Source organism: Rhizobium bangladeshense (assembly GCF_001662075.1).
Lineage (GTDB): Bacteria > Pseudomonadota > Alphaproteobacteria > Rhizobiales > Rhizobiaceae > Rhizobium > Rhizobium bangladeshense_B.
Map to the genome: position 1 here is coordinate 451,518 of NZ_LYPL01000003.1, position 18,712 is coordinate 470,229.

Genomic DNA, 18,712 nt, shown 5'->3' on the forward strand with positions numbered 1-18,712 from the left:
TCTACTCCGCCGGCATGCCGTGCGGGACGCGGAAGAGGCTCCGGTCCTGCGCGCGCTTTTCCGGCCGATGGCGCGTCAGCGCCAGAATGAAGCCGGCGGTGACGCAGATCGCCACCATGGACGAGCCGCCGTAGGAAATCAGCGGCAGCGTCATGCCCTTGGCCGGCAGCAGTTCGAGGTTGACGCCAATGTTGATGATCGACTGGATGCCAAGCTGCAGCACCAGGCCGGCGACGGCAAAGCGATTGAAGTCATTGCGCTCGCGATAGGCATGCGACAGGCCGCGCAGCACCAGCACGGTAAACAACGCGACAAGCGCCATGCAGAAGACGATGCCGAATTCCTCGGCTGCAACCGAAAAGATGAAGTCGGTATGGGCGTCGGGGATGATCCGCTTGACGATGCCCTCACCCGGTCCCTGGCCGAACCAGCTGCCGCGGATGATTGCCTCGCGCGCGGTATCGATCTGGAACGTGTCACCCTCGCCGGTCATGAACTTGTCAATTCGGCCGGCGACGTGCGGAAAGACGTAATAGGCGCTGAGCAGGCCGCCGGCGCCGCCGATCCCGAGCAGCACGATCCAGATCCAGGGCATACCGGCCATGAAGAACATACCGCCCCAGACGGCGGTGGTCAGGATGGTCTGGCCGAGGTCCGGCTGCGCGACGAGAAGCGCCGCGACGATGCCGAACAGGATGATGGCGAAGAGATTGCCGGGAATTTCAGGCTGGCGCGCATGTTCGGCAAAAAGCCAGGCGCAAACCACGACGAAGGCAGGCTTCATGAATTCCGACGGCTGGATCGAAAGGCCGGCGATCCAGATCCAGCGCCTGCCGCCCTTGACCTCCTGACCTATGAAAAGAACCAGCACCATCATTGCCAGCGAGATGATTAGCAGCAGGATCGCGGTTCGCCGCACCTGGCGCGGTGTCAGGAACGACAGCCCGAGCATGACGGCGATCGACGGGATCATGAAGGCCGCATGGCGCTTGACGAAGTGGAAGGGTTCGAGCCCGATGCGCTCGGCAACCGCGGGAGAAGCGGCGAAGGACAGCATGAAGCCGATGCCCATCAGGAAGATGAACATTGCCAGGAAGAAACGGTCGATGGTCCAGAACCAATCGGCCAGAGGCCCACGTTCCGCGCGGCTTACCATGTCATTTCTCTCCTGCTTCAGGACCGATCAGCATCGTCATTCCGTCAAGCGCGGCCACATGGCCGACGAAGGCATCGCCCCTGACTTCGAAGTTCTTATACTGGTCGAAGCTTGCGCAAGCCGGGGATAACATCACGGCCGAAGCAGCCGCCTCGTCGCGATCCGCGTCGGCTGCCGCATGCGCGACTGCGCGCTCCAGCGTGCCCGAAATTTCGTAGGGCACGGCCTCGCCGAGTGTCGCCGCGAATTCCGCCGCCGCCTCGCCGATCAGATAGGCCTTGGCGATGCGCGGAAAATAAGGAGCAAGCGTCGTGATGCCGCCGGATTTCGGCAGGCCGCCGGCAATCCAGTAGATACGCTCGTAGCTCGAAAGGGCAGGTGCTGCCGCATCGGCGTTGGTCGCCTTGGAATCGTTAACGAAGACGACACGGCCGCGTCGGCCGACCGGCTGCATGCGATGCTTGAGGCCGGGGAACGAGGCAAGGCCGGCGCGGATGTCGTCGGCGGAAACCCCGACTGCAAGGCAGGCGGCAACGGCTGCCGCGGCGTTCTGCGCATTGTGGCTGCCGCGCAGCGTCTGAATGCCGTCGAGATCGACGAAGGGCAACATGGCGCCGCCGGCGGCCTGGACGAGTTTCGTGCCCTCGGCATAGATGCCTTCGGCCACCACGTTGCGGCGCGAAATGCGGACCACCTTGACGCCTGCTCGCTCAACGCGGTCGGCGATCAGCGCCGAAAGGCTGTCGTCGACACCGACGACGGCGACATCGCTGCCGGCGACCAGCCGTTCCTTGACGTCGGCATAATGCTGCATCGTGCCGTGACGATCGAGGTGGTCGGGAGTCAGGTTGAGCAGAATGCCGGCCGAGGGGTTCAGCGTCGGCGCCAGATCGATCTGGTAGGACGAGCATTCAACGACGAAGTAACGCCCCGCTTTCGGCGGGTCGAGCGTCAGCACCGCCGTGCCGATATTGCCGCCGAGCTGCGTGTCATAGCCTGATGATTTCAGAATATGGGCGATCAGCGCCGTCGTCGTCGACTTGCCGTTGGTGCCCGTGATGGCGATGAACGGGCTGTCCGGCGCATGGGCGCGGCGCTCGCGCACGAAAAGCTCGACGTCGCCGACGACGTCAACACCGGCCGCGCGCGCAAGATCGACAGTCCAGTGCGGCTTGGGATGGGTGAGCGGCACGCCGGGCGACAACACGAGCAGCGCCAGCTGGCTCCAGTCGATGTTGCGCAAATCCTCTGCCCGGATGCCTTCGGCGGAAGCTTTGGCGACGCTGTCGGGATTGTCGTCCCAGGCAGTCACATCGGCCCCGCCAGCAATCAAGGCACGTGCGGTGGCGAAACCGGAACCGCCGAGCCCGAAGAGCGCGACCTTCTTGTCCTTGAGCGTCGTGACCGGAATCATCGCCGCCTCACCTAAGCTTCAGCGTCGAGAGACCAAGCATGGCAAGGCCGACTGCGATGATCCAGAAGCGGATCACCACCTGGCTCTCGGTCCAGCCTTTCTTTTCGAAGTGATGGTGGATCGGCGCCATCAGGAAGACGCGCCGGCCGGTCATCTTGAAGAAGCCGACCTGGATGATGACCGACAGCGTCTCCATGACGAAGAGGCCGCCGATGATCGCCATGACGATCTCGTGCTTGGTGGCGACGGCGACGGTACCGATCGTGCCGCCAAGCGCGAGCGACCCTGTGTCGCCCATGAAGATGGCGGCCGGCGGCGCATTGAACCAGAGAAAGCCGAGACCGGCGCCGATGACAGCGCCGAGCACGACAGCGAGCTCGCCGGTGCCGGGCACGAAATTGATCTGCAGGTAGTTCGCAAACACCACGTTGCCGGCGAGATAGGCAATGACTCCGAAGGAGGCGGCGGCGATCATCACAGGCACGATGGCGAGCCCGTCGAGGCCGTCTGTCAGGTTGACGGCATTGCCGGCGCCGACGATGACGAAGCCGCCGAAGACGACAAACATGATGCCGAGATTGATCAGGAAGTCCTTGAAGAAGGGAAAGGCGATCGAGGAACCGAAGGTCGAGCCGGCGGTCCCTGAGGCCAGGGCGGTGCGCATCATGAAGTAGACGGCGATGCCGGCGATGACGAACTCGATGCCGAGGCGGGCCTTACCGGAGAAGCCCATATGACTCTGCTTGGTAACCTTGAGATAATCATCATAAAAGCCGATCGCGCCAAAGCCCAGCGTCACCAGCAACGTGGCGACGACATAGACGTTGGAAAGATCGGCCCAGAGCAGCGAAGCGCCGACGATGCCGGCAAGAATCATCAGCCCGCCCATGGTCGGCGTGCCGGCCTTCTTGAAATGCGTCTGCGGCCCGTCGGCGCGGATCGGCTGGCCCTTGCCCTGGCGGATGCGCAGCGAATTGATGATCGTCGGCCCGAACAGGAAGACGATCAATGCGGAAGTGAAAAGAGCGGCGCCCGTGCGGAAGGTGATATATCTGAACAGGTTCAGAAACTTGAAATATTCCGACAGTTCGACAAGCCAGATCAGCATTCGGGGCCCCTTGTTACCCGGTCAAAGTTCGCGTTGCGTGTCGGAAAATGCCGGGAACTTGTCAAGAAGCGCGGCGACGATCTTGCCGAAACCGATGCCCAGAGACGATTTCACCATCAACACGTCGCCCGGGACGACCGAGTTCAATATATAATCCATCAATTCGTCCGTCTTTTCGCGATACTCGACATGGACGCTTTCCGGCAGTGATTCTTTCAGCGCAGCCATATCGGCACCCGCTAGCCAGACGTGCTCGATACCGGCCGCAAGCAGCGGCCCGGCAAGATCGGCATGAACCTTCTCGGCATAATCGCCCATTTCGAGCATGTCGCCGAGCACGGCGATACGGCGTCCGCGGCCGGTCGGCTCGGCAGCCGCGAGCAGCGCGATCGCCGCCCGCATCGAGGCGGGATTGGCATTGTAGCTCTCGTCGATCAGCGTGAAGCTGCCGTTACCACCGCCGATCGAGAGCCGGTGGCGTTTGCCCCTGCCCTTTTCCGGCTTCAGCGTCGCAAGGTCCGCGATCGCCTTTTGGAGGTCTGCGCCGACGATCGTGACGACACCGAGGGCCGCAAGCGCATTTTCGGCAATATGACGGCCAGGGGCACCGATCGCGACCTCCAGCGTTTCGCCGCCGATCGTCAGCCACAGTGTGGAATTCTCGTCCGCGCCGTTGAATTCCGCGAGCCGGAACTCCGCCTTGGCATGCTGACCGAAGGAATGAATATTCTCGATGCCGAGCGACTGCGCCGTGCGGTCAAGGAAATTGAACTGGTCGTTGTCCCGGTTGAGCACGACATGGCCGCCGGGTTCGAGCCCCTCGAAAATCTCCGCCTTGGCGGCGGCGATCTCCTTGATGCTCTTGAAATTTCCGAGATGCGCCGGTGCAATCGTCGTGATGACGGCGACATCGGGGCGGATCATCGCCACCAGCGGCCGGATCTCGCCCGGATGGTTCATGCCGACTTCGAATACGCCGTAGTCCGTATCGTCAGGCATGCGCGCCAGCGTCAGGGGAACGCCCCAATGATTGTTGAAGGAGGCAACAGACGCGTGCACCTTGCCGGAAGGCGATAGCACCTGCCGCAGCATTTCTTTGGTGGTGGTCTTGCCGACCGAACCCGTCACCGCGATGATCCGGGCCCGCGAACGCTCGCGCGAGGCAAGGCCAAGTTTGCCAAGAGCCGCGAGCACGTCTTCCACAACGATCATCGGCACCGTCAGGCGGCCCATGGCGGGGAGCCTTGCCTCGCTGACGACAAGTAGGGAGGCACCGTTCGCCATCGCCATCGACGCGTAGTCGTGACCGTCGACGCGGTCACCCTTGATCGCGAAGAAGGCTTCGCCTGATGTGATCGATCGGCTGTCGATGGAGATGCCGGTGATGCCTTCGGGCAGCGTGCCGAAAGGGCGCCCCGCCATCGCTGCGATCATGTCGTCGGTCTTCCAGAGCCAGCTCACGATTTCAGTTCCTCCAACGCCTTGCGCACCTCCGCATGATCGGAGAACGGCAAAGTGACGGCGCCGATCGTCTGACCTTCCTCATGTCCCTTGCCGGCAACGATCAGCGTATCGCCCGATTTCAGCATGGCGACCGCCTCGCGGATGGCAGCGGCGCGGTCGGCGATTTCCGAGGCGCAAGGCGCGGCTGCCATGATCGCCGCCCGGATCGCTGCCGGCTCCTCCGAACGGGGATTGTCGTCGGTGACGATGACGACATCGGCAAGACGGCAGGCGATTTCGCCCATGATCGGCCGCTTGCCGCGGTCGCGGTCGCCGCCGCAACCGAAGACGACGACGACGCGGCCGGTCGTGAATGGCCGGACAGAATTCAACACGTTTTCCAGCGCATCGGGCTTATGGGCATAATCGACATAGGCGAGCGCGCCGTCCTTGGTATGACCGACGAGCTCGAGGCGGCCGGACGCACCGACGAGTTTCTCGAGCGCGGCCATCGCAACTTTCGGCTCGACGCCCGTCGACATGGCAAGGCCCGCGGCGACCAGTGCATTGGCAACCTGGAAATCGCCGGCCAGCGGAATATCGACCTCGAAGATCTCGTCGCCGATATGGATCTCAGCCGTCTGCTTGTGGCGGAAATGCTCGACGCGTTTCAGCGTGAGGTACTCGCCCTTGCGGCCGACGGTACGGACATCGTGACCGGCGTCAGCCCCGGCCTTGATCGCCTGCGCCGACCACGGATCGTCGGCGAAGATCACCGCTGGCGAACCCTTCGGCAGCAGCCTATCGAAAAGCCGCATCTTGGCGGCCATATAGGCCTCGACGGTCGGATGGTAATCCATGTGGTCGCGGCCGAGATTGGTGAAGGCGGCGGCGGCAAGCTTCACGCCGTCGAGCCGGCTCTGGTCGAGACCGTGGCTGGAAGCCTCCATCGACGCATGCGTGACGCCTTCATCGGCAAGTTCGGCCAGGAGCTTGTGCAGCGACACCGGATCGGGCGTCGTCAGTGCGCCATATTCGTTGCGCGTCGGCGAAACCACGCCCGTCGTGCCGATCATCGCGGCCGCATGGCCTGCATGCGCCCAGATTTGCCGGGTGAACGAGGCGACGGAGGTCTTGCCCGCCGTGCCGGTGACGGCGACCATGGTCTCGGGCTGCCTGCCGTAGAACCGCGCGGCGGCGATCGAAAGGAAGCGGCGCGGTTCCTTGACCGCAAGCACCGGAATGGAAGCATCGACCGGCTGGGAGGCAATCGCGACCGCAGCGCCTCGGCCGGCGGCATCGACGATGAAGCCCGCGCCATCCGCCTTTGTGCCGGCGACCGCGACGAAGGCGTTGCCCGGCGCCACAAGACGGCTGTCCGAAGACAGGCCTGAAATATCAAGCAGGCCTGCCGGGCCTTCGAGCTGTGCTTCAAGTTCCGGAAACTGATCTCCGGCCAAGTCTCGCAATTTCATCGAATGCACTTTTCCCTCTTGAAGCCGGTCCGCCCCTCGCGAATCGGCGCCGATATTCATTCACGCTCAATAAGACACCAGCAAGGCCGAACCACCTTCCCCGAATTTCGGCTCGATGCCGAGAATGGGAGCCGCGCGGCGGATGATATCACGGGCAATCGGACCGGCGGTACCGGCGGACAGCGTTCCGCCATATTGTTTCTCGCCGGTCTTCGGCTCGTCGCAGAAGGTGATCACGGCATATTGGGGATTGTCGATCGGGAAGGCGGCGATGAAGGAATTGAAATTCAGCGTCGAGGAATAACGCCCGTTCACCACCTTGTCGGCAGTGCCGGTCTTGCTGCCGACGGCAAAACCGGGCACGCGGGCCACGCGCCCCGAGCCCTTGTAGCCGTTGAAATCAAGCAGATAGCGAACTGCGTCGCTGGTCGACTTCTTGAGGACCTGCGTGGCGATCTGATCGGCCTGTTCGCGTGTGCGCGGTAGGAATGTCGGCTCGATCAGCTTGCCGCCGTTGACGAGAGCCGCCGCCGCCACCCCCGTCTGCAGTGCCGTCGTCGAAACCCCGTGACCGAAGGAAATCGTGATCGAATTGATCTTCTTCCAGACGCGCGGCTGGCTCGGCATCTTCACTTCCGGCAATTCGGTCTGCATTTTCGTCAGCAGGCCGAGCTTGGTCAGATAGTCCTTCTGCGAATCGATGCCGACGATGTCGATGACGCGCGCCGTGCCGATATTCGACGAATACTGGAAAATCTCAGGCACGGTCAGCCAGCGGCGCTGCCCGTGAAAATCGTGGATCGTGAAGCCGCCGATATAGATCGACTTGCTGGCATCGAAACTGTCGGTCATCTTCACCTTGCCGCTGTCGAGCGCCATCGCCAGCGAAAAGGTCTTGAAGGTCGAGCCCATTTCGAAAGTGCCGTTGGTCATCCGGTTGAGCCAACCCTCCTTGGCCCCTTCCTGCGGATCGTTCGGATCAAAATCCGGCGCCGATGCCATGCCCAGCACTTCTCCGGTATGCACGTCGATGACAGCTGCACCCGCACCCTTGGCCTGAAAATTGTTGACGGCGTTGACCACAGCGTCCCGGACGATGTTCTGCACGCGCAGGTCGATCGAAAGCCGCACCGGCTCGAGCGGCTGGTCGCTGGTCATGCCGACCGAGGCGAGATCGGCGAGCCCCTGATCGTCGATGAACTTCTCCATGCCGGCAACGCCGCGGTTGTCGATGTTGACGTAACCGAGGATATGCGCGGCGGTCGGGCCGCCCGGATAGAAGCGGCGCTTCTCCGGCCGGAAGCCGATGCCGGGAATGCCAAGCGCCAGGATCTGGCTCTGCTGTTTCGGCGTCAGCTGCCGGCGTAGCCAGGCGAAATGCGAGGTTTTGACCGAGAGCTTTTTATAGGTATCCCGAACGTCGAGCTCGGGCAGAACCGTTGCAAGCTTCTCGACCGCCTCGTCGGCATCGACGATCTTGTTGGGTTCGGCAAACAGCGAGACGGTGCGGATATCGGTCGCCAGCACCTCGCCGTTGCGGTCGAGAATGTCGGGACGCGACGCCATCAGCCGATCGGGCGGCAGGATGCTGGAGACGACCTCCTGATCCTTCATCGCATATTCGACGAGACGGCCGCCGATGACGACATAGACGCCCATGAAGCCAAGGATCAGCAGGCCGACGCGGCTTTTTGCCTGTCCTGATTTCTTCTTGCGCGACCCCTCGATCGCCAGGCCGGCGGGGGACGGACCACCGAACCGGTTATAGACGCCGGCGGAGAAATGCGCCTGGCTCTTCAAGACCATGATGCGGGAAAGAAACGACATTATTCCACCGACCCCGTTTCGATCTGGTCTGCATTATCCTCTGCCTCGCCGCGCGGCGCGGGCATTGGAACCGGCTGGGCCTTGACGGCGCCCGGCACGCCCTTGGCGCTGGCTAAGGTCGCGCCCTTGGCGCCGGCTTTGGCCTCCGTCACGTCAGGCACGGGAACCTCGGATTTCAACATCGGCAATTCCTTGGCATGCACCAGCGCCGTCGAATCCGTCGGCTGCAGCTGCAGTTCGCCCTCATAGGCCTTGACCAGCCGCTCCAGACGGTTCGGCTGTGATTGCAGCGCCCAGTCGGCCTTGAGAAGGTCGATCGTATCCTCCTCGAGCTTGATCTCGGCTTCGAGGCGATGGACCTCTTCGAGCTTCAATTCGGCGCGGTGCTTGATCGTGTAGGTGACGGCGGCAGTTGCCGTCATGACGCCGATGAGCACGAGATCGAACGTTTTCAGCATATCAACCTCCAAGCTTTCCAAGGCTGGCAAGATTGGGAAAACCGAAGAGCGACATATCCGCAGCCTCGGCGGCGGCGTCCGTTCTTCGGCCGGCGCGCAGCTTGGCCGAGCGGGCGCGCGGATTGGCCTCAGCCTCCGCCTCGCTTGCCGACACCATCGACTTGCCCACAGCCGCAAAGGTTGCCGCCCGCTCATGTGCGGCCGGCAGGTGCCGCGAACCCGACGCCTTGCCGGCGCGGTCGGAAAAGAACTTCTTGACGATGCGGTCTTCGAGCGAATGGAAGGTGACGACGACGAGCCTCCCACCGGGCTTCAACACCGTTTCCGCCGCAAACAATGCCTGCGCGAGTTCGGCGAGCTCATCATTGACGAAGATGCGAAGCGCCTGAAAGACGCGCGTCGCCGGATGGATTCTGTCTTTCATCTTGCGCGGCGTGACCAGTTCGATGAGGCCGGCGAGATCGCGTGTCGTCTCGAATGGTTTTTCGGCGCGGCGCTTCTCGATCGCATGCGCGATGCGCGGCGCCTGGCTCTCCTCGCCGAGAAAATGGAAAATGCGGATGAGATCGGCGACCTTGGCACGGTTGACGACGTCGGCGGCGGAAACACCTGTCGCCGACATGCGCATGTCGAGCGGTCCGCTCTTCTGAAAGGAGAAGCCGCGCTCGGCCTCGTCGATCTGCATCGAGGAAACGCCGATATCGAGCACGACGCCGTCGAGGCCGCCTTTCGGCGCATGATCGGCCAGATGCGAGAACTGTGAATGAACGAGCTTGAGACGGCCACCATGGGCGGCAACCATCGCCTGGCCCGCCGCAATCGCCGTCGGATCGCGGTCGAGCGCAATCACCTCGGCGCCGGCGGCAAGAATGGCCGAGGTGTAGCCGCCTGCACCGAATGTACCGTCGAGGATGAGCTTGCCGGGCGCCGGCGCCAGCGCCGCGAGGACCTCGTCGAGAAGAACCGGAATGTGACGAACCGGTCCGCCACCGGCATCAGTTGAACCTCCGCCAGGATTCGCCGCCATTCCGTTCCCTCGCTCTTTCAGGAACGCTTGCCCGCCAGCTTGCGCTCCCCTCGTGCCTGCGCCTGCGCAGCCATAAAAGCCTGCGGCTGCCAGAGCTGAAAATGATCCGCCCGACCGACGAAGGTCACTTCGTCCGAAATACCGGTGAAGCCGCGGATGAAATCCGTGACCATCAGCCGGCCCTCGGCATCGAGCCGCATGAAGACCCCGCCTCCGTGAATCAGAAGCGACATCTCGTTCGCATCCGGCGAAAACGGATCCTCCGCAGCAATCTGCCGTTCGAATCTTTCGAGAAGATCCGGACCGCCGACGCTGATCGCCGGAAACACAAAGTCCTGAAAACAATAAAGCTCCTGGACATTGCGCTGCGCCAGCACGGAACGAAACGCCGAAGGCACGGAAACCCTGCCCTTGGCATCGATCCTGTTGGTCGCATTCGAAAGGAAGCGGCTCATCACACGAAACATCCGTTCCCGCAGGGATCCGGACCAAAAGACGCCCGAAACTCCCAATATCAGGCACAGCTTCGCAAGCCGGATGAGCAAAAACCCCTCCGACGCTTCCGGAAAGGAAGACGCCTTTGCTTTGCGATGAATGGGCAGGTGATTGCCCTGGTGCAGTGCGAGTTTGGGATAGCATGGGACCATATGGGCGTCAATGGGATACGCCTGTTTTGCAATAGACGCATGATCAAAAATTTATAAGCCGTTAAGTTTAACAAAGGGTTAGGATCACCCTCCCGCAAGAGACGCGCGACGGTGCTTTCGCAAAAACAATTTTCGCGCGGAGGATTGTATGAGCATTCGCTTGAAAACTGTCGATTTCAGCGACTTACCTGGAAGTGATTCGTCAAATCGGAGATATTCGCGCCACGAAAGTTTATCGCCAGTTGGCCTGTAAGCCGGGTTCTGTATGGCTCCGGCGTGAACCGGAACGTGGCAGCCATTCCTCTGGGACAGCGTTCGCACGCTGCCTCGCGCAACCCACCCGGATGACTGGCCTGGAAACCGGCCGGAAGGCCTTTCGGCCCGCCGCGTCATCCCTATTCGGTCTTGCTCCCGGTGGGGTTTACCGTGCCATATCCGTTGCCGGAAATGCGGTGGGCTCTTACCCCACCCTTTCACCCTTACCTGTCATGACAGGCGGTTTGCTTTCTGTGGCACTTTCCCTGAGGTCGCCCTCGCCGGACGTTATCCGGCACCGTGTCTCCGTGGAGCCCGGACTTTCCTCACCTTACCGCCTTTCGGCATTGATAAAGCGCGGCTGCCCGGCCAACTGGCAGGGCTCACATAAACGAGAGAGAGCGCAATTTCCATAAAAAATGATAGTTTCAGGAAAATTGCGGTGTAAAATCCGTGGAATAGCCCTGCTGGCTGATCCTGCCCGACAAAAGCAGCTCCGCCCCGAGCCGTCCGATTTCGTCCGAACTCTTGGCCGACGTGCCGGCACAGCCCGTCAGCACGGCAATGGCAGGCGACGAGGTGTAGCCGATCATCGGGTAGCCGCTTTTCGTATAGGACACCACGCAGGCAGCCGTCGAAATCGCAAGCGGCGCCAGATCGGGCACCAAGTCGGCAGCGATGCGGTGAAGATGCGTCCGCACGGTTTCGCGTCCCTCCGTTCTGAACCAGGCGCGCATTTCTGCCTCGTCGCCGAGCACCAGATCGTCCGGATCACCGCCGATCTTCAGATAGAATTTGCCGTCGGGATAACGGATCGGCGGCAGCAGATAGATATGGATGCCGGGCATATCGAGAATGAGCGACGGCATGGTCGCAAGACGCTCGGCATCCGCCTCGCTCACCTCGAAAAGCGTGACCGTCCGGCCATAAACCGTCATTGCAACGGGACGCGGCAACAGATTCTCCGCAATGGAAAATCCGCCCGCGGCGAGCAGCAGCTTGTCAGCGCGATAGGTCAGGCCACCGGCAGTTCTGACGACAGCCGAGCCACCCTCCTCGCGAATGGAAACGGCATGGTCGCGGATGACGGCGGCACCCGCCTTTTCCGCCAGCAGCGACTGCGCCTTGACCAGCTTGCGCGGGCTGATATGTCCGGCGCCCCTCGCCTCGAAAACCCCGGCGCAGTCATTGGGAAAGGCAAAGAAAGGAAAGGCGGCCTTCAGCCCCGCCTGGTCGAGAAGGCTGGTTTCGACGCTAAGCGAAACGGCGGCCTGTCGCGTCTCCTCGATGTATTCGCTTCCACCGGGCGCGGCGACGACGCAGCCGACCTCGCGATAAAAATCGATGCCGCTGTCGCGAGCGATCTCGCCATAACGGCCGATCGAGCGGTTGGCGAGCAGAGCCCAGTTGCCGTTGGGGTCGATGGTGCGGGTGATGCGCCCCTCGTCGTAATGGCTGGCGAAGACGCCCTGATGCGCCTTGTGGTCGGCTGGCTCGTCCGGGCCGATCACCGCCACGCCATCCACTTGGCGCGCCAGATGCCGCGCGGCTGCCGCCCCCATCAACCCGCGGCCGACGACGATATATTTGAAATCGACTGCCATGATGCTCCCTTTCAGGCAAAGACCGGCGTCAGTTCGCCGCCGAAATCCGAGTCGCCAAGCCGCCCTTCGGTCAGAAGCACCGCGCCCAATCGTCCAAGTTCGTCGGAGGATTTGGCGGCGACGAAATTGCCGCCGGTCAGCACCGCGATGCGCGGCGACTGCGTGAACCCCGCATAAGGATAACCGGTCGGAGTGAAATTCGCCACGCACGGCCCTGATGTCACCGGGCAGCCTGCAAGTGCTGGCATTAGTTGCAGGGCGATGCGGCAAAGATGATCGCGCTCGGCAGCGCTGCCGTCGGAACGAAACCACGCACCGGCATCCTCCAGCCGATCGATGGAAAGCGTCTCGGTATCGCCGCCGAGCTTCAGATAGATTTTTCCGTCCGGATAACGCACCGGCGGGAGAATATAAATGTGATCCTCTTCGCGGTCGCCGAGCACGATCGTCGACGGCATGTCGCCGAAGACCGCCATTTCGCGCTCACCGATTTCATAGAAGACGACCGTGCGCGCCATCACCTTGGTATCGACGGGACGCGGCAGCAGCGCATGGAAATTGCTGAAGCCGCCAGCCGCGACCAGCACCCTCTCGGCGCTATAGCGCCTTCCGTCGACCGTCACCTCGACATGGGCACCGGTGTCGCGCACGGATGTCGCGGTTGCCTCGATCAGCGTAACGCCACCCTGTTCCGCGAGCATCGCCTGGGCGCGCACGAGCGCTCGCGGATTGATATAGCCGGCGCGCTTGCGTTCGAAATAGCCGCGAAAATCAGGATCGACCGCAAGAAAAGGGAAGCGGCCTGGAAGTTGCGCCGATGCGATGGTCTCGATCTCGCTGCCGAGCGTCCGGCTGACGGTCAACGCCCGATCGATGTAATCCTGCTCGCTTTTCTCAGGGGCTGCAAAGAGGCAGCCGACTTCCGAAAAGAAGGAAATGCCGCTCCTTGCCTCGATCGCACGATAGCGGTCGAGCGCGCGGGCGGCGAAACTTCCCCAGGCCAGATTGCCGTCGAATGTCCGGGTGATGCGCGCCTCGTCGTAATGGCTGGCGAAGACGCCCTCATGCGATTTGCGCTGAGCCGGCTCTCGCGGACCGATCAGCGCAATACCGTCGGCCATTGAAGAGAGATGCCGGGAAGCCGCGGCACCCATCATGCCGCGTCCGATGATGATGAACCTGAAATCGACTGCCATATCCCACCTCGCTAAATTCCAGCGATACCATGGCAATCATCTTGAATCATCCAGCTCTTGTCAGGGATAAGCGCTACAGGCTCAGAGCATTGCGAGAACCTTGCCGCAATAGGACTTGGACACCGGGTTCATGCGCGTGGCGCCATGACCGGCATTGTATTTGAGGATGGTGTTGCAGGTCTCGCCACCACCGAGATCATGAGCGGCAGCCAGATATTTCATGCCGTACTTGATGTTGGTTTCCGGATCGAACAGGCCCTTGGCGCTGCCGGAATAGCCCATCATGCGGGCAGTTGCAGGCTTTATCTGCATCAGGCCGATTTCACCGCGGCTGCCGCGCGCATTCGGATTGAAATTGCTTTCGATACGGATGACAGCGGTCGCAAGCGCAACCGGTACATCATATTGGTTCGCATATTTGCTGATCAGTGCGGAATAGGAATTGCCGGAAACATTAGCGACGGGATAACCGCTCTGGCGCTCGACCGTCTTCAGTGTGCGTTCCGCCGTCTTGAGCGGACGCTTCGCCGGCTTGACCGAACGCTCCGCTTTCTTCAACGGACGCTCCGTCTTCTTCGAAGGACGCTCGACTTTCTTCACCGGCGCATCAGCTCGCACACCCCAATCATTCGCAAAGGCAAAGCTATTTCCGGCCAGCACCATGCCAACGCATGTTGCAGCAACAACAATCAGTTTTCTCATGTAGTCTTGAACACTCCGACCCAAAGAATTTCCGGACGGCGCGCCTCGCTGTCACAATGAATACCAGATCAATGACCGATCTGGATTCGCGGCAATTCTTATAGTTTCACATAGCGCCCGTGGTTTAACTCGAAAACAACCCCGAGTACCGCTTGGCGGAGGTTCTTAGACCATCGCAATGAGGAGATAATAGGGAAATGATGTGGCAGGCCGAATTTCGCGCTGCAGTGCGAAACTCGGCGTTTCAGTAATTGTCGAGGAATCAGGAATAACGCGGCAAGGCCGACAGTAGCCGGTGCAACGTGTCGATCGTCGAGAAATCGGCGATGCCATCTATCCGTTCGGGCCGAAAATGCCGCTGGAAAGCTTCCACGTCGCCTGCCGTTTTTTCTGAAAATTGCCCCGTGATTTCAGTGCCGTAACCATAGAGCGACAGCATCGACTGCAGTGCTTCGACGGGTTGGCCGGCATCACCGCGCTGGAAGAAGCGTCCGCCGGTGATCGTTGCCGGCTCGACCCAGTGCCCGATGCCCGCCCGGTGGAGCTCCGCCCAGGGGAACTTTTCACCCGGATCGACCTTGCGAATCGGGGCGACATCTGAATGCGCAAGCACCCGTTCCGGCGCGATCGACCAACGTTTGACACAGTCCCGACACAATTCGATCACCGCCGCGATCTGCTCTTTCGGATAGTCGGGAAGGCCGCCGGGATGGCCGGCGTTGGCGATCTCGATGCCGATCGACAGCGAATTGATATCGCTCTCGCCGTGCCAGCTGCTCTTCCCGGCATGCCACGCCCGCCTGCTCTCCGGCACAAGTTGGATGACCTCGCCATTCTCATGCACGAAGTAATGGCTGGAGACCTGGCTTTCGGCGCAACAGAGCCAGTCAAGCGCGCCATCCGGCGTCGGCATGCCGGTATAGTGCAGCAAGATCATATCCGGGCGACGCCCGTCCGTCCGCTCCCCGTGATTGGGCGAGGGCCGGACGCGAGCTTCCGCGTAATCCGCCTCGAAGGAGGTCATGCGGCCCGGCGTTCCTTCTCGATGGCCGCATAGGCTGCGTTGAGTGCCGCCATGCGCTCATTGGCAATCACATGGAATTCCTTCGGCACGCCGCGCGAGATCAGTCGATCGGGATGATGTTCGCTGACGAGGCCGCGGTAACGGCGGCGGATCGTCGGAAAATCGTCAGAAGGCGACACGCCGAGCACCTTGTAGGGATCGCCGCCGGACGAGACATGGCGGGCGGCGATCTGCTCGAAGCGGGTCTCGCTCATCTGGAAGATCACGCCGATGTGACTGAGGAAATTCAATTCCTTTTCGTGAATCAGCCCGTCAGCCTTGGCGATATGGAAGAGGCCGTCGAGCACGTCTTCCAGCACCGTGCAATTGGCCGCACAGGTAATGCAGAGCGCGGAGAGACGTTCGGCATAGGCCTCATAGCCGGCAACATCCTGACGCGCGAGATTATAAAGTCTGGCGACGTTCTTCGCTTGATCCTGCGGAAACTCGAAGATTTCCCGGAAAGCCTCGACCTCCCTCTCGCTGACGATGCCGTCGGCTTTGGCCATCTTCGCCGAAAGCGCGATGATCGCTACCGAGAAAGCGACCTTCCGCCGTGTCTCCGGATCGCCTTCGAAAACCGTGCGGATGGCCTCGACCACCGCGGACAGCGCATTGCCCGCAGTATTGCCAATGGCATTCACCAGTTTTTCCCAGAAGGACATTGAAAATCTCGCGTACTTGTCAACTTATAAGCAAACAGCTTGATCAAATAATCGTAGCCTTTGCAAGGCGACGATTGGTCCTAGGCGCGAACACAGTTTTCACGATTTAGTAATTGTCGCACCGCAGCAAACGATTCACCCCTTTCGATTGAGGGAAGGCGCGCACCGCCGCGTCCTTTTGACAGGCGCGCGACGCGGCGCCGCAATTTCCACAACAGTTCTCGGTCCGCGTGTCGGGCTTCAAACGATTATATCAACCCTTCGGGCCGCAAAGCGGAAGAAGGCTGCATTTTTCGCAAATTCTTTACTTTACAGGCCCCCTTCCCTGCCGCATCCATGCGCTGATGCATGCGCCCCGGAAATCTACGGCGGCACCGGGGGCACGGCATGCACATACAACGGGCAAACGCATCGCATAAACGAAGTTCGATGCGACGAGCCTTAGCCAGCGCCGCCGCATCGAAACGCCATAGGAGGAATCATGGCCAAGCAGAAAGTTGCAATGCTGACCGCCGGAGGCCTCGCACCCTGTCTTTCCTCCGCTGTCGGCGGCCTCATCGAACGCTATAGCGACGTTGCCCCTGAACTCGATATCGTCGCCTATAAGTCCGGCTACCAGGGCGTACTCCTCGGCGACAGCATCGAGATTACCCGTCAGATGCGGGAAAAGGCGCCACTGCTGCACCGCTATGGCGGCTCGCCGATCGGGAACAGCCGTGTCAAGCTCACCAACGCCGCCGACTGCGTCAAGCGCGGCCTCGTCAAGGAAGGCGAGAACCCACTGAGGGTCGCCGCCGAACGCCTTGCCGATGACGGCATCACCATTCTCCACACGATCGGCGGCGACGACACCAACACCACAGCCGCCGACCTTGCGGCCTACCTCGCCGCCAACGGCTACGATCTGACCGTCGTCGGCTTGCCGAAGACCGTCGACAACGATGTCGTGCCGATCCGCCAGTCGCTGGGCGCCTGGACGGCCGCCGAGGTTGGCGCCCATTTCTTCGATAATGTCGGCAACGAGCAGACCGCCGCCCCCCGCACTCTCGTCATCCATGAGGTCATGGGACGCCATTGCGGTTGGCTGACGGCCGCCACCGCCCGGGCCTATCTCCAGCGCACCAGCCGCAATCAATATGTCGACGGTCTAATGATGGATGCGCAGCTGAAAGGTATCGACGCGGTCTATCTGCCCGAAATGGCGTTCGATCTCGATGCCGAGGCCGCCCGGCTGAAGGAGGTTATGGATCGCACCGGCCATGCCACCGTCTTCGTGTCGGAAGGCGCTTGCCTCGACGCGATTGTCGCCGAGCGCGAAGCCGCCGGCGAGACCGTCAAACGTGATGCCTTCGGCCATGTGAAGATCGACACGATCAACGTCGGTGCGTGGTTCCAGAAGCAGTTCGCCAGCCTCTTGAACGCCGAGCGTTCACTCGTGCAGAAATCAGGCTATTTCGCCCGCTCGGCGCCGGCAAACGGCGAAGACCTCAGGCTGATCCAGAGCATGGTCGATCTCGCCGTCGAAAGCGCACTCAATAAAGTGTCCGGCGTCACCGGCCATGATGAATCGCAGAATGGTAAATTGCGCACTATAGAATTCCCGCGCATCAAGGGCGGGAAGGCTTTTGACCTTTCGACGGCATGGTTTGCCGAAGTCATGGACAATATAGGCCAGAAATACAAAGAAGCATGATTGACGGATGGTTAATAAGGTGTCTTTGCTTGTTCCTGAGGAATGGGAGGAGACACCATGTCGTTTGAAGCCTGGCTCGCTTTTGCGGCCGCATCCGCCATTATGCTGGCCATACCGGGACCGACGATACTGCTCGTCGTCTCATATGCGCTTGGCCACGGACGCAGGATGGCGTTTGCTACCGTCAGCGGCGTGGCGCTCGGCGACTTCACCGCGATGACGGCTTCACTCTTCGGCCTCGGCGCCGTCCTTGCCGCCTCTGCCACTCTTTTCACTGTCCTCAAGTGGATCGGCGGCGCCTACCTGATATGGCTCGGAATCAAGCTCTGGCGGGCTCCTGTCATCGGTGAGCCGGTTGCCGATAACGACAATCTTCCGGAGGAAAGATCGCTCAGGATTTTCCTCCACGCCTACGTTGTCACCGCCCTCAATCCGAAGAGCATCGTCTTCTTTGTCGCCTTCGTGCCGCAGTTTCTCAACCCGGCCCTCCCCTTCTTCGGGCAGATGGCGATCATGGAGGCGACCTTCCTCGTGCTGGCGATCCTCAACGCTTCCGCCTACGCATTCCTCGCCCATAGGGCGCGCGGACTGATTCGCAAGGCAAGCGTCCAGCGCGCCGTAAACCGAACCGGCGGCACCCTGCTGATCGCTGCGGGCGCCGTAACGGCCGGCTATCGCCGTATTGCGGCTTAGAGCCTTTCCTGGTCAGATTGAAGCATTCTGCCGGAGCAGATTTTCATGGGCAGAGGCGATTGGCAATGGGCATCCCCTGGTATGTCCGAGCCGATCGCCTCCGTCGACCATCCGACTCCCTTTGAGCCATAGAGTGATGCAATCTGACCGGGAAAGGCTCTAGGCTGTGGTGACAAATTAACGAATTGGGATTCCGTTTGAGGAGCAAATCAGATTCAACGCTGACTTTTGGAGGTCAGCGATGGAAGGTGAAGTTCTCCGGGACGATCAGTGGGATCTGTTGAAG

At 61.3% G+C, this 18,712-nt stretch carries 16 protein-coding genes and 1 other RNA gene; 2 read left to right on the forward strand and 15 right to left on the reverse strand.

The window, feature by feature from the left end:
• Position 1: 1 nt before the first annotated feature.
• From ftsW to A7X77_RS09810, 15 genes are all read right to left on the reverse strand, one after another.
• Positions 2–1,156, reverse strand: coding sequence for a putative lipid II flippase FtsW (ftsW, locus tag A7X77_RS09740; protein ID WP_064682720.1), 1,155 nt, complete (start codon positions 1,154–1,156; stop codon positions 2–4).
• Position 1,157: 1 nt separating this feature from the next.
• Positions 1,158–2,570 (reverse strand): UDP-N-acetylmuramoyl-L-alanine--D-glutamate ligase, encoded by a 1,413-nt coding sequence (murD, locus tag A7X77_RS09745; protein WP_064682721.1) that lies wholly within the window; start codon positions 2,568–2,570, stop codon positions 1,158–1,160.
• Between the two features lie 7 nt (positions 2,571–2,577).
• Positions 2,578–3,678, reverse strand: a complete 1,101-nt coding sequence (gene mraY / locus A7X77_RS09750) for a phospho-N-acetylmuramoyl-pentapeptide-transferase (RefSeq protein ID WP_064682722.1) — start codon at positions 3,676–3,678, stop codon at positions 2,578–2,580.
• Between the two features lie 21 nt (positions 3,679–3,699).
• Positions 3,700–5,139 carry a UDP-N-acetylmuramoylalanyl-D-glutamyl-2,6-diaminopimelate--D-alanyl-D-alanine ligase gene (locus A7X77_RS09755; RefSeq protein ID WP_064682723.1) on the reverse strand — a complete coding sequence of 480 codons (1,440 nt, stop codon included), beginning with the start codon at positions 5,137–5,139 and terminating at the stop codon, positions 3,700–3,702.
• Positions 5,136–6,656 carry a UDP-N-acetylmuramoyl-L-alanyl-D-glutamate--2,6-diaminopimelate ligase gene (locus tag A7X77_RS09760; protein WP_064682724.1) on the reverse strand — a complete coding sequence of 507 codons (1,521 nt, stop codon included), beginning with the start codon at positions 6,654–6,656 and terminating at the stop codon, positions 5,136–5,138. The genes A7X77_RS09755 and A7X77_RS09760 overlap by 4 nt, the downstream gene beginning before the upstream one ends.
• 6 nt (positions 6,657–6,662) lie before the next feature.
• Entirely contained in the window at positions 6,663–8,423 is a 1,761-nt protein-coding gene (locus A7X77_RS09765; protein ID WP_064682725.1) for a peptidoglycan D,D-transpeptidase FtsI family protein, read from the reverse strand.
• Positions 8,423–8,881, reverse strand: coding sequence for a cell division protein FtsL (gene ftsL / locus A7X77_RS09770; protein ID WP_064682726.1), 459 nt, complete (start codon positions 8,879–8,881; stop codon positions 8,423–8,425). The genes A7X77_RS09765 and ftsL overlap by 1 nt, the downstream gene beginning before the upstream one ends.
• 1 nt (position 8,882) lies before the next feature.
• Entirely contained in the window at positions 8,883–9,908 is a 1,026-nt protein-coding gene (gene rsmH / locus A7X77_RS09775) for a 16S rRNA (cytosine(1402)-N(4))-methyltransferase RsmH (protein WP_064682727.1), read from the reverse strand.
• Between the two features lie 17 nt (positions 9,909–9,925).
• Complete coding sequence (gene mraZ, locus A7X77_RS09780) at positions 9,926–10,363, reverse strand: division/cell wall cluster transcriptional repressor MraZ (RefSeq protein ID WP_064682764.1); 438 nt, start codon at positions 10,361–10,363, stop codon at positions 9,926–9,928.
• Positions 10,364–10,789: 426 nt separating this feature from the next.
• Positions 10,790–11,187, reverse strand: an RNA gene (gene rnpB, locus A7X77_RS09785) — RNase P RNA component class A.
• A gap of 51 nt (positions 11,188–11,238) precedes the next feature.
• The gene (locus A7X77_RS09790) at positions 11,239–12,414 is read right to left on the reverse strand and encodes an NAD(P)/FAD-dependent oxidoreductase (RefSeq protein ID WP_064682728.1); all 1,176 of its coding nucleotides are present in this window, start codon (positions 12,412–12,414) and stop codon (positions 11,239–11,241) included.
• Positions 12,415–12,425: 11 nt separating this feature from the next.
• Complete coding sequence (locus A7X77_RS09795) at positions 12,426–13,610, reverse strand: NAD(P)/FAD-dependent oxidoreductase (RefSeq protein ID WP_064682729.1); 1,185 nt, start codon at positions 13,608–13,610, stop codon at positions 12,426–12,428.
• An 81-nt stretch (positions 13,611–13,691) separates the two neighbouring features.
• Entirely contained in the window at positions 13,692–14,312 is a 621-nt protein-coding gene (locus A7X77_RS09800; RefSeq protein ID WP_064682730.1) for a lytic transglycosylase domain-containing protein, read from the reverse strand.
• A 262-nt stretch (positions 14,313–14,574) separates the two neighbouring features.
• The gene (locus A7X77_RS09805) at positions 14,575–15,336 is read right to left on the reverse strand and encodes an N-acetylmuramoyl-L-alanine amidase (RefSeq protein WP_064682731.1); all 762 of its coding nucleotides are present in this window, start codon (positions 15,334–15,336) and stop codon (positions 14,575–14,577) included.
• On the reverse strand, positions 15,333–16,040 hold the full coding sequence (locus A7X77_RS09810; protein ID WP_064682732.1) for a J domain-containing protein: 708 nt from the start codon (positions 16,038–16,040) through the stop codon (positions 15,333–15,335). The genes A7X77_RS09805 and A7X77_RS09810 overlap by 4 nt, the downstream gene beginning before the upstream one ends.
• A gap of 481 nt (positions 16,041–16,521) precedes the next feature.
• Here A7X77_RS09810 and A7X77_RS09815 point away from each other — a divergent pair, with 481 nt between their 5' ends.
• Together A7X77_RS09815 and A7X77_RS09820 are read left to right on the forward strand one after the other, a co-directional pair.
• Positions 16,522–17,733: a pyrophosphate--fructose-6-phosphate 1-phosphotransferase gene (locus A7X77_RS09815; RefSeq protein ID WP_064682733.1), complete on the forward strand. Its 1,212-nt coding sequence runs from the start codon at positions 16,522–16,524 to the stop codon at positions 17,731–17,733.
• Positions 17,734–17,790: 57 nt separating this feature from the next.
• Positions 17,791–18,426, forward strand: coding sequence for a LysE family translocator (locus A7X77_RS09820; RefSeq protein ID WP_010030885.1), 636 nt, complete (start codon positions 17,791–17,793; stop codon positions 18,424–18,426).
• Positions 18,427–18,712 lie beyond the last annotated feature (286 nt).